Here is a 12,408-nt window from a genome sequence, read left to right as displayed (position 1 = left end):
ACCGGCGAAGGACACTCTAAGCTCCTGTTAGCACTTTACGTACCAACTGCTAATATAGAATACCATAATTAGATGGTAATTTCAATTAAAACTTTAAATAAAATATTTTTTTAATATTACAGATCTTATACTTTCATATTTTATATAAGAAGGAAGTTCTTTTTTCAATAAACTTATTTGCTCAAATCCATTTTTCTCACAAGCATTTACAATTAATTTTTCCTCTTCTTCATTATAAAATTCTTCGAGATTTATATTAAAGGTGTTTTCACCAAACTCCTTAATATAATCTGTTACATAACCTAAAATTGTAGATATTGATACTTCCATTTTTTCTGATATTTCATGAATATCAATCTTTTCTTTAAGCATATCAATAGCAATTTGATTATTTTCTCTAATTTCGCCATCTATTATTACCTTTTTTCTTTTTCTCTCAATCCATTTTGTTTCTTTGCTTTTCTCTGATAAATATTCATGAACTATTTTTACAATCACATCGCCATAAGAGCTCACTTTTTTAGGCCCCATACCGCTTATATCCTTTAATTTTTCTAAAGTATTAGGATATCTTCCACTTATTTCTCTTAAACTATTTTTACTTATAATCATTTGAGGAAGTGAATTTTCTTTTTTTGCAAAATCAGCCCTTACTTTATTTAATCTTTCATAAAGTTCCCAATCCGTATTTATTTCTAACCTTAAGTCATCAACTTTATCATTAATTACTTCTGTTTCTTCTAACTGTTCTTCATTATTAGAAAGCTCAATATTGTGTTCATCTGCAAATTCTTTAATTGCTTCTTCAAAAACTTTTCCATACTTACTATACTTAACATCTCCAACTCCTGAAATCTTAAGCATAGCTTCTTTATTCACTGGATATTTTATGGCCATTTCCTTTAGGGTAACATCTCCAAAAATAATATATGGAGGAACATTATTTTCCTTAGCAATTTCTTGTCTTAAAGTTCTTAGAATTTCAAATAATTCATTATTTTCGCTAATCTTCTTTTCAACCTTAAATTCTTTTAATTGTACTTTTTCCTGAGAAGTTAATACTCTTCTTGATCTTTCATTTAAAGTTAAAACTGGATAAGTTCCTTCTACTACACTTATATATCCCTGTGAAATTAAGGTATTAATAAAATTCTTTAACTCTTCTGCAGAATAATCCTTCATTAATCCATATGTAGAAAGTTCATTAAATTTAAACTGGATTACTTTTTTATTTTTAGAACCTCTTAAAACATCAATAAGCATTCCACTTCCATATTTACTCTTCATTCTATAGATGCAGGAAAGAACTTTTTGTGCGTCTATAGTTTTATCTACAACTTCACCTTCGCTTAAGCAGTTGCTGCAATCATTGCAATTTTTATCATAGTCTTCTCCAAAATACTCTAATATATATTTTCTATAGCAATCATTACTATAAACAAAATCTATCATTTGTTGAAGCTTTTTATACTGGCTATTTTTTCTTTCTGGATTTTCTATTGAATTTTCAATCAAGTATTTTTGAACTTGAACATCTTGAGGTGCAAACAAAAGTATACATTCACTTTTTTCACCATCTCTTCCTGCTCTTCCTATTTCTTGATAATAACTTTCTATGTTTCTTGGCATATTATAATGTATTACATATCGTATATTAGGTTTATCTATTCCCATTCCAAAAGCATTTGTTGCAACCATTATTAATTTTCTATCATATATAAAATCATCTTGATTTTCTTTTCTTATATTTTCAGAAAGCCCAGCATGATAAGAAGTAACATTATAACCTTTAGCAGATAAACTTTCATATAAATGATCTACTTCTTTTCTTGTTGCAGCATAAATAATACCTGAATCTTCTTTATTATTTGATAGGTAGCTATTTAAATAATCCTTTTTACTTCCACCTTTAACTATATTTATAGTTAAATTTTCTCTATTAAAGCCTGTAACAAAAATTTCAGGCTCATTTAATTTTAAAAGCTTTATTATATCTTCTCTTACTTCTTCTGATGCAGTTGCAGTAAAAGCTGTTACTATAGGTCTTTTGTGGAGTAAATTAATAAAGCTCGATATCTTTCTATAACTCGATCTAAAATCATGTCCCCATTGTGAGATACAATGGGCTTCATCTACAGCTACTTGAGATATATTACATTTAGAAATAATATTTATAAAATCATAAGATTCTAATCTTTCAGGTGCTATATATAAAATTTTAATTTCTCCATTTTGAAGGTTATTTATAACTTCATTTTCTTCTATATTACTTAATGTACTATTAATTAGTGCACCTTTAATACCCATATCCTTTAAGGTATCAACTTGATCCTTCATTAAAGATATGAGCGGAGAAATCACTATTGTAATTCCATCAAGAATTAGTGCTGGAATTTGATAACAGATAGACTTTCCTCCACCTGTTGGCATAATTGCTAAAACATCTTTTCCATTTGTTATTTTATTTATTATATCTTCTTGACCTCTTCTAAAAGTCTTATATCCATAATATTTTTCTAAAACCTTTAATGCTATATTTTCCATTGATTATTACTGCTCCTTAAATGAATTTGCTTTATACTTAATTCACAATTTTCTTATAACGTTTCGTCCTGAAATATTATAACACAAATTTCAAAATTCAGTGTTTATATCTATAACAAGATTATTTCCACAAATCTAGCAATGTATACGCACTTATGTTCGATATATAAAAATATTATTTAAATTCTATATTCTTAAGCTTCATAAACTCAACTAAAAATGGCATAACCAAAACATAAATTTATTTTAGTTATACCATTAATATTTCATTTATATAATATTAATTACTATATTATTTTGCTATTATTTCAACTCCAGTTTCGGTAATTAATATTGTATGCTCCCATTGAGCTGATAATTTATCATCATCTGTGTATATAGTCCATCCATTATCTTCATCAACAAAAACTTCATATACACCTTGATTTACCATAGGCTCAACAGTAAGAACCATACCTGGTACAAGTAACATACCTGTTCCCTTTTCTCCTATGTGAGGGACAAATGGATCTTCGTGGAAGTCATTGCCTACTCCATGTCCACCTAAAGCTCTAACTATTGTGTATCCATTTTTATGAGCATGTTCTTGACAAGCAGCTCCAATATCTCCTAGGAATCCCCATGGCTTTATAGCCTCAATCCCCTTAACCATACATTCTCTAGCTACTCTTACAAGTCTTTCTGCTTCTTCACTAACTTTTCCTATCATAAACATTCTAGATGCATCTGAATAATAACCATTTAAAATTGTAGAAACATCCACATTTACAATATCGCCTTCTTCTAAAATAACACTTTCATCTGGAATTCCATGACACACTTGATTATTGATTGATGTACAAACACTCTTTGGAAAACCATCATAATTTAATGGAGCAGGAATCCCACCATGTTCTACTGTATAATCATGGACTAATTTATCTATTTCAGCAGTGCTCATTCCTGCTTTAATCTTACTTTCTACTAAATCTAAAACACCATTATTAATTTCAGCACTTTTTTTAATTCCTTCTATATCTTCAGGACTTTTTATTAAATCTCTTGAAGGTACTATGTGGCCTTTACGTCTATAGCTTTCTATCTTTTCATCAAATTCTAAGTGGCACTTTTTATATTTCAATCCACTTCCGCACCAACATTTTTCATTTCTATCTAAACTCATTATTAAAATAACACCTCTTTAAAAATTATATATTTAAATTTAACAATACTACTATATTTTAAATCCATTAATCATTATACACCTTTTTAGATTAAATGTACTAAAACTGTTATATTATTCTTTATTTTTTTCTTGCTCTTTCAACTGCAAGCTTCTTACCTTTTATGGTCATTTTATTTAATTCATCTATGACTTTTTTACCTTTTCCATTTAGGATATCAACATATGATACAGCATCTTGAACATCTATAATTCCTATATCTTCTGATGTTACTCCATCTATCTTGCATATTGCTCCAACAATGTCACCAGCACGTATTTTCTTTTTCTTTCCACCATTCAAATAAATTTTAGTTATATTTGTATTTATAATCTTAGCTTTTTCAGTTTTTCTTTTTGGTTTGCTTTTAAGAAGATTTATAGCTTCTTCAAGATCTTTTTTCAATTCATTTTTATCTGGAAATGATTTAACTTCTATTTTAAACCCTATATATGCTTCAATATCCTGCAATAATTTATCTTTACCTTCAATACATAAGCTTATAGCTTTTCCTTTTGCCCCAGCTCTACCTGTTCTCCCAATTCTATGTACATAAGCTTCTTTTTCTACAGGCAGATCATAATTAATTACATGGGTTATCCCTTCAATGTCAATTCCTCTTGAAGCCACATCTGTTGCAACTAATATTCTAAAATCACCTTTTCTATAGCTTTCCATTATGCTTAATCTTTCTTTTTGAAGCATGCCTCCATGAATTTTACCTACAGAATATTTTTTTGCTTTTAAGTAATCAAAAACCTTATCTACATTTTCCTTAGTCATAGCAAAAATAATTGCTGTTTCAGGCTTTTCACTTATTAATATATCATTTAAGCTTTCTAATTTACCTTCATAATTCACATAAAATAAATTATGCTCAATATTATCTGTAATTAGCTTTTGATTTTTAATTGTAATGTCTAAAGGATTCTTCATATGTTTATTACATAATTCTTTTATTTCCTCTGGCATAGTAGCTGAAAAAAGCATAGTCACTCTTTCATTTCTTAAAGCTTTAATAACTGCTTCAACTTGATCTATAAATCCCATATTCAGCATTTCATCAGCTTCATCAATAACTAAATATTTAACTTGTGATAAATTAATACTTCCTCTATCTATATGATCTAATGTTCTACCTGGAGTTCCAACTACAACATGAGTTTTTTGCTTTAATTTTCTTATTTGGTCTGTAATTGGTTCCTTTCCAAAGACTGCAATAGACTTTATCCTTTTAAATCTTCCTATATTAGTAATATCTTCACTTACTTGAACTGCAAGCTCTCTTGTTGGTGTTAACACTAAAACTTGAGGACTATTTTCTTCCCAATCTATTTTTTCACATATTGGAATTCCAAAAGCTGCTGTCTTTCCGCTTCCTGTTTGGGATTTTACTACAACATCCTTATGGTTAAGAATTTCTGGTATAACTTTTTCTTGAACTTCTGAAGGTTTGTTATATCCAAGTCCTTCTAAAGACTTTAATATTTCCTCGCTTATTTTAAATTTCTTAAATTCATTATTCATCAATTAATTTTTCTCCTTAAAATCAGTTAATCTTAATAACTGTACTCGCCTTTGTTTACTTTTAATTTTTTAAATTATAGTGCAGTACTCTTAAAAACTGCATATACTAATATTTATTCTTTAAAGTTCCTAATTGTGCTAGCTCACTCTTTATATAGGTGAATAGTTCCGTATTGTGGCATAGCCACTCTTTTTATTGGTGAATATATATGTTTTAGAATACTAGAATATTTATTCTTTAAATTTTTGCCTTTTACTATTATACCATTCATCTAAATTTTTAAAACATTTTATTTTGAAATCTTCTCACTTCTTTGCATTCACTTTTACTTAATTCTAAAAACAGCTTAGTTTATAAATTTAAAAAGCACCTATCCTCTGAATGAATGATAAGTGCTTTTCTTATTCAAAATTACTATTTACAATATAGCTCTTCAAAAATTGGGTAATGTACATCCTTAAATGGCCAATCATATTCTATCCATTTTTTAACAGTTCTAAATAATAGTGCATCTGTGATATCATCTCTTGTCCACATAGTAATTTCAGCATCGTATAAATTTGATGGATCTATATAAATGCAACCTAAGCAGTTTTTATTTTCAAAATCAAATACAGTATAAGCAAATGCAGCTTTTTCATCAAACTCTTTCTCGTGCCGCTTTAAATCTCTCTCATTTTCTTCAAGTGTTAAATTATCAGTTGGCCATCCATTTGTATATTCTTCTGGGTATAGTTCATGAATATGATCTTTTGCTTGCATAACAGCACTATAATCCTTATGTAAATCTAAAATAGTAAGTTTTCTAATCGTAAAATTTTCTGTTTTATATAAAATCGGCACTACAAACTCAGCTGTTACTAATGGTTTGTTCATTTCAATATATTCTCCTTTATCTAATTTCTATACTTCAATTTTCAGTTTACTCCCAAGTAATTATAGCATATTTTGTAAATTATATACTCTTTAGTTTTAATTCTTTATTTTTTTACCTTGCAATACTGCAGATAAAAAATGCTGCCACATTTTTAGCGACAGCACTTTTACATAGTATATAGTTCTATTTCATTGTATCTTCTTTAATTTTTACATCATCAGCAGCCTTTTCTTTTACTTCAATTTCTTCTTTAGGCTCCAAAGTTGAATCAGCTTTTTCTTCCTTCATCTTACTAAATATATCTTCCTTCATTTTTTTAGCAAAATCACTTTCCTCTTGATCAAGCTTAAAATCAACACCTAATTTTTCAGATAGTAAGACTGCAAGAAGACTTTCTACTGCATTCACATTACTTCCATTTCCAGTGCCACCCATAGTAACTACGTTATTAGGTACTATGTTAATCTTTCCTTCTTTAATTGACTCAGTAAATTTAGTCATTACATCTTGAATTACTTGATATTGTGGTCCTCCATATGCATTAACTTGTTCTTTTGTTGCAATAGCTTGTGCAATACCTAATCTTGCCTTCATTTCTGCTTGAGCTTCTGCAATTCTCTTTACTTTGTATGCTTCAGCATCTGCAAGAGTTTTTTGCTTTTCAGCATCTTGTCTAGCTTTTTGAAGTTCAGCTTTACCAATATTGTCTTGAATTCTAATGTTAATATCTGATTTAGTAAGTTCTTCTTGTTGTGATGATTTAGCTTGGAATTCTTTTAATTCCTTTTCCTTTTCACTTGCCTTCATTTGACTATTATAAGTTTCAATCTTTTCTTTTGCTAATTGTCTATCACTTAATTGCTTTAAGATTTCTTCTATCTTCTTATCTCCATTTGGTGAAGGTGTACCAATTAATACCTCTTCTAATTCTAAATTGTAATTTTCAAATTTAGATTTCATATCCTCAGTGGATTGCTTTTGGATTTCTGAACGATTTTGAATAAGTTCTATTAAAGTCATTCTTTGAGCTATATTTTTAAAATATGATGAAACCATCGGGTCTAGTGTTTGATCAACAAGCTTCTTTATATCTCCAAATCTTTGAATAACAAGTGGTGCTTTTCTATAATCAATATGAACAACAACTGAAAGTGGTAAAGTTGGTTCAAAAGCATCTCTTGTAATTAAAGTAACTTCTTTTAAATTTTCATCAAATTTATGTCCTCCAACTTCATTATGAACCCATTTTAAAATAAAGTTAGTAGTTGGAACTTGTGTCAAAATACCTGCTGAAAGATTGTATGAGTATTTACCAGGTTTTAATGGTTCTGCCCATATACCTTTACATCCTTCTTCAACTAATTCTCCATGTGTATAACTACTTCCAGATACATCTACACCTTTTTTACCAACAAAGGAGTTTACAACACCAGCAAATCCCACTGGAATTATTGTCTTAGGAATAATATCAATAGATGCAAATAATCGATTTATAAAGTAAGTACCATCACTGATTACTTGATATTGCTTTCCTCTATATCCACCTGCTTTTAAAAAGGCTTCTGAATTTTGGAAGTTATTATGATATGTTTCTAAATCTGTTGGATCTTCACCAACTACTGGAGCTATTATTTCTCCATTAGCTAACGATGGACCATCTTGTACAGTTACAATTCCCATAGGATCTTTAATGATTTCACCATTAGCATTTCTAGTTCCTTCTTTAATTACTACTGGTCTAAAGCCATTTTGTGCTCTTAAATCATCAGACATTCTTTTAATTTGCTCTGCTTCTAACTTATTTCCTATGTTAATGTAATAATCTATTGCTTCTGTTAAAATTACAAAAGCACTAAGGTTAAATGCATATGTTCCTTCTCTTAATATTGCTCTTTGAGGACCTTTTTGTCCTCCATTAGCCAAGAAAGCTTTTGTGTCTTGATAATTTGCACATTCAACTACTCGTCCTAAAGTTTGAGTTTCTTTTAAAGGTTCACCATCTCTGGCAAATACATATCCTATTTGACCTTGAGGTATAGTTACTAAAGGACACTTTTCAACCTTGAATAATAAACATGACTTAAAGTGTATACCAGTCCTTAATACATCTGGTTGAAAGCCGGCTTCTCCATTAAGTGCTATAAATTTTCCATCCTTTAAATTTCCCTTTGGCGACCACCATTTTTCTACTACCCCTACTTCACTAGTTCCAATTATTCTTAGTCCAAGTATTTTGAAGATTAATAAATATAAACCTATTAATCCACCAATGGCAAAAACTGCGGTCATAACAATATTTTTCATCTCTAACAATATAATCATTCCCTTCTAGAATTTATATCCTAATAATACTACGCAAATGGACAAAATTAAACTTAATTTTTTTTAAGAAATATTTATTATTGTTTTAATTAATTTAAGTAATCCAACATCCTAATTCTAAACTCATAATTCAACACGGGATACCCCTAGTGGCATTAACTCTTAGCAGAACAAGTCTATATATAGTGTTTAAAATTTATTTTCACACAACATATTGTATATTTTTATTGAATAGTATAGAATAAGAATTACCAATTATTAAAGATTTTTAATTTAAGATAAGGTTAATAAGAGCTCTAATCATACTTAAATTTTATATACATAAGCTATTTGGGAGGAATGTCACTATGAACAAAATATTATCAGAAGAATTTTTAAGGAAATATAAGGAAATTATAACCACACCTTTAAGTAACATTGGAGAATTTGTATATTTAAGAACTTATTCGAGATACTTAGAAGATAAAAAGAGAAGAGAAAATTGGTTTGAAACAGTTCTTAGAACAACTGAATACAATATTGAACTAGGGATAAACTATAAAAAGAAACATGGATTATTTATAAACATGAAGGATGAAACAAAGGAAGCAGAGCTTCTTTTTGATAACTTATTTAATTTAAGAACTTTTACCTCTGGAAGAACACTTTATATGGGTGGTACTGAAATAGTAAAAAATTATCCTCTTTCAAATTATAATTGTTCTTTTACAATGATTGAAGGCTTTCATGATTTTGTAGATGTTTTTTATCTTCTTATGGTTGGATCTGGTGTAGGCATTAGAATTGATAAAGAATTAATTTCTAATATGCCAAAGGTTAGAAAAATATCGCTAACGGCAGAATATACTGAAGATGTCCATAAATATATGCCAAAAGAATATATGGAGGATACAAAGCTCATTTTAGATAAAAAGGATCCTTCACTCGCAACAATAAAAGTTGGAGATAGCAAGGAAGGCTGGTGCTCAGCACTTGAATATTATTTTAATATAGTTACAAAGTCAGAATTTGATAATATTAAAAAAATAGTAATTGATTATAGCTATGTAAGGCCTGAAGGTGAAAGATTAAAGAGATTTGGTGGTCGTGCCTCTGGACATAAATCTTTAAAGAGAATGTTTGAAAAAATTAATAAGGTTTGTAACAAGCTTTCTAATGGTAGTTTAAAATCAATAGATGTATTAGATCTAGCAACTATAATAAGTGAAAATGTTGTTTCTGGTGGTGTTAGACGAAGTGCAATGATGGTTTTATGTGATGAAGATGATACAGAAGTTATTAATGCTAAAAGTGATTTATACAAAATAATCGATGGTAACTGGATAGAGAACTTAGAAGTATCACATAGGAAAATGAGTAATAATTCTGTATTATATAGAAATAAACCTTCTTTAGATAAAATTAAAGAAATACTTAATTCAATTAAAATCAACGGAGAACCTGGATTTATAAATGGTACTGAAGCCAAAAGAAGAAAAGATGGTTTTAAAGGCTGCAATCCTTGTGGAGAGATCTTATTAAAATCACATGAGTGTTGTAATTTATCAACTAACAATCTATTATCCTTTGTTAATGATAAAAATCAGCTAGATCTTAAAGCTTTAGAAGAAGTATTAAAATTATCTACTAGAGTGGCAATTAGAATGACCTTAGTAACCGTTGAACTTCCTGATTGGGATAAAATTATGAAGGAAGATAGAATAATTGGAGTTTCCCTAACTGGTATGATGGATATGGTAAATAAAACAAATATGAGTTATGAGGATTTAGGTAAGTTATTAAATCATTTAAGAAAAGTTGTTAGAACTGAAGGAAATAAATACTGCAAGGAACTTGGAATTTCAGTACCTGAGCTTATGACTACTATTAAACCTGAAGGAACACTTTCAACTCTTCCAGGTGTAAGTTCTGGAATACATTATTCTCATTCTAATTATTATATTAGAAGAGTTAGAATTTCTGCATCAGATCCTTTATATAAGATGATAGAAAAATTAAAATGTTATCCAATATATAATGAAAATGGTCAAACAGATGAAAATTGCACAACAAAGGTTATTGAATTCCCTATTAAAGCTCCTAAAGGAAGAACCAAATATGATGTTGGAGCTATTGAGCAGCTTGAACTTTATAAATTATCAATGATAAATTGGACTGATCACAATACTTCAATAACAGTTCATGTAAAAGATGATGAATGGGACGATGTTGCTAATTGGTTATATGAAAATTTTGAATATGTAGTTGGCATTACTTTCTTACCATTAATGGAAGAAACTTATCCTCTACTTCCATATGAATCTACTACAAAAGAAGATTATGAAGAAAGATTAAAAAACATTAAGCCAATAGATTATGAATTATTAGCTGAACTTGATGATGACGAGGAACATGAAATTATTGATAAAGAGTGTGCAAATGGAGTTTGTCCAGTAAGATAAGAAAATTAAACTAGTATTTTCATTTTGATATTTAAAGTGAAAATACTAGTTTTCTTTTCGGATTTATTTGTAGTTGATTTCAGAATAAAATTATTCAACTTGTAATTTGTTTTGAAAGTAATTTTTGCTATAAAATTTGCTTAGCAATATCATTATTCCAGTTAAGACGATCATAGATTCTTCTGGTGTATGTTTTCCAGTAGCAAATACTCCCAAAATAAATATACTAGGACAAATAAAAAATGCTAAATAACTTCTAGAAAGTAAATCTTTTATATATGCCCTATTTATAAGGGAAACACATACTAAAATCCATGATAATATGAATAAGTAATTTGAAAGAACATTTAGTCTATAAGGTAATGAGTTTTCTATATTATTAAATTCTTCATCCAATTGTGCATGATCATAGTAATCCTGAATATCTGTAGTTTTGCGATGTACATTCCAACCACTTTCATCGCTTGAAACACCAGTACTATCGTTTTTTATAGATTCCTTAAAAACCTCTCTATTATATTCATAGAAATATTCTCCAGACTTCTCTATTCCGATATAATATAAACCATTATTTGTTCGATTATTATAATCATTTAGAATTTCAGTTATTTCTGCTTTTACATCATTGTCAAGAACGTCTTTATCCTTTATTTTCTTTTGAATGGTATCCACTATACTATTTGCATTTAAATTCATTGGTAAAAAAGTTTCTTTTTCCGGAAAAAATTCAGAGGCAATATTAATAATTTTGAATATGAATCCAACAAAATATATAACTAAGGCAACTTTAATAAGTAATTTTGAAAACTTATTTTGTTTCTTTAAAACTGTATCCATTTCCTCAACAACAATATTTTCTTGCCCAAAATTTGTAATTGCCATTTTAATACTTTCATTTTCACTGAACCCTTCTTTTTTTAATTCCTCAACCTCTTCATATAAATGAACTTTTGTTTCTTCTATTAATATTTTTGTATCTTGTTCTGTCTCATCAAAGTTTTTATAAATACTTTCCACATATTCATCAATTTTTTTCATGTTTTATTCCCCCCATAAAATTATCTATTAACTTTTTTAAATTGCACCAAGCTTCAGCATTGTTATAAAAGCATTCTTTACCTTCCTCAGTAATGGAATAGTACCTTCTTCTCCCTCCACTAGTTCCTTCTGTATCATTCCAATATCCTTTAAGGTATCCTTTCTTTTCTAATCTTTTCAAGGATACATACATTGTTGCTTCCTTAATCTCAAACTCTTCGCCTGACTTTTCTTTGATTTTTTTTGCAATTAAATATCCATACATATCCTCATCACATAATACAGACAAAACAATTGAATCTATATATCCTTTTAGAATTTCCTTATCAAAATCCATTCTGTTATCACTTCCTTTAATATACTTGTTAATTTTAAGTACTTAATAATATTAAGTACTACTTAAATCGAGTAGGAGCTAAATAATTATTTTATTTAGCGTCCTCTCACACCACCGTA

Annotated in this window: 8 protein-coding genes; 1 reads left to right on the top strand and 7 read right to left on the bottom strand. The window is 28.6% G+C overall.

Annotated elements, in window-relative coordinates; translation table 11 throughout:
• Nucleotides 1–93: 93 nt before the first annotated feature.
• From recQ to GXK56_RS23005, 5 genes are all read right to left on the bottom strand, one after another.
• Nucleotides 94–2,544: a DNA helicase RecQ gene (gene recQ / locus GXK56_RS23025; protein WP_160691849.1), complete on the bottom strand. Its 2,451-nt coding sequence runs from the start codon at nucleotides 2,542–2,544 to the stop codon at nucleotides 94–96.
• A gap of 292 nt (nucleotides 2,545–2,836) precedes the next feature.
• Nucleotides 2,837–3,706 (bottom strand): methionyl aminopeptidase, encoded by an 870-nt coding sequence (locus GXK56_RS23020; protein ID WP_160691847.1) that lies wholly within the window; start codon nucleotides 3,704–3,706, stop codon nucleotides 2,837–2,839.
• A gap of 121 nt (nucleotides 3,707–3,827) precedes the next feature.
• Nucleotides 3,828–5,273, bottom strand: coding sequence for a DEAD/DEAH box helicase (locus tag GXK56_RS23015; RefSeq protein WP_160691914.1), 1,446 nt, complete (start codon nucleotides 5,271–5,273; stop codon nucleotides 3,828–3,830).
• Nucleotides 5,274–5,688: 415 nt separating this feature from the next.
• Nucleotides 5,689–6,150: a hypothetical protein gene (locus GXK56_RS23010; protein ID WP_160691845.1), complete on the bottom strand. Its 462-nt coding sequence runs from the start codon at nucleotides 6,148–6,150 to the stop codon at nucleotides 5,689–5,691.
• A 184-nt stretch (nucleotides 6,151–6,334) separates the two neighbouring features.
• Nucleotides 6,335–8,455, bottom strand: a complete 2,121-nt coding sequence (locus GXK56_RS23005) for an SPFH domain-containing protein (protein ID WP_160691912.1) — start codon at nucleotides 8,453–8,455, stop codon at nucleotides 6,335–6,337.
• Between the two features lie 365 nt (nucleotides 8,456–8,820).
• Here GXK56_RS23005 and nrdJ point away from each other — a divergent pair, with 365 nt between their 5' ends.
• Entirely contained in the window at nucleotides 8,821–10,914 is a 2,094-nt protein-coding gene (gene nrdJ / locus GXK56_RS23000) for a ribonucleoside-triphosphate reductase, adenosylcobalamin-dependent (RefSeq protein ID WP_160691843.1), read from the top strand.
• Between the two features lie 90 nt (nucleotides 10,915–11,004).
• Here the strand turns inward: nrdJ and GXK56_RS22995 are convergent, their stop codons facing one another.
• Together GXK56_RS22995 and GXK56_RS22990 are read right to left on the bottom strand one after the other, a co-directional pair.
• Nucleotides 11,005–11,952, bottom strand: coding sequence for a permease prefix domain 1-containing protein (locus GXK56_RS22995; RefSeq protein ID WP_160691841.1), 948 nt, complete (start codon nucleotides 11,950–11,952; stop codon nucleotides 11,005–11,007).
• Nucleotides 11,939–12,289: a PadR family transcriptional regulator gene (locus tag GXK56_RS22990; protein ID WP_160691839.1), complete on the bottom strand. Its 351-nt coding sequence runs from the start codon at nucleotides 12,287–12,289 to the stop codon at nucleotides 11,939–11,941. Before GXK56_RS22990 ends, GXK56_RS22995 begins: the two co-directional genes overlap by 14 nt.
• Nucleotides 12,290–12,408 lie beyond the last annotated feature (119 nt).

This window comes from Clostridium sp. C2-6-12 (assembly GCF_009928485.1).
Lineage (GTDB): Bacteria > Bacillota > Clostridia > Clostridiales > Clostridiaceae > Clostridium.
The sequence above is the reverse complement of the archived record's forward strand: the minus strand, read 5'-3'. Positions and strand labels throughout refer to the sequence as shown.

Coding starts and splice junctions, on each gene's coding strand:
- recQ (WP_160691849.1), bottom strand. CDS start 2,544: ATGGAAAATATAGCATTAAAGGTTTTAGAAAAATATTATGGATATAAG.
- GXK56_RS23020 (WP_160691847.1), bottom strand. CDS start 3,706: ATGAGTTTAGATAGAAATGAAAAATGTTGGTGCGGAAGTGGATTGAAA.
- GXK56_RS23015 (WP_160691914.1), bottom strand. CDS start 5,273: ATGAATAATGAATTTAAGAAATTTAAAATAAGCGAGGAAATATTAAAG.
- GXK56_RS23010 (WP_160691845.1), bottom strand. CDS start 6,150: ATGAACAAACCATTAGTAACAGCTGAGTTTGTAGTGCCGATTTTATAT.
- GXK56_RS23005 (WP_160691912.1), bottom strand. CDS start 8,455: ATGAAAAATATTGTTATGACCGCAGTTTTTGCCATTGGTGGATTAATA.
- nrdJ (WP_160691843.1), top strand. CDS start 8,821: ATGAACAAAATATTATCAGAAGAATTTTTAAGGAAATATAAGGAAATT.
- GXK56_RS22995 (WP_160691841.1), bottom strand. CDS start 11,952: ATGAAAAAAATTGATGAATATGTGGAAAGTATTTATAAAAACTTTGAT.
- GXK56_RS22990 (WP_160691839.1), bottom strand. CDS start 12,289: ATGGATTTTGATAAGGAAATTCTAAAAGGATATATAGATTCAATTGTT.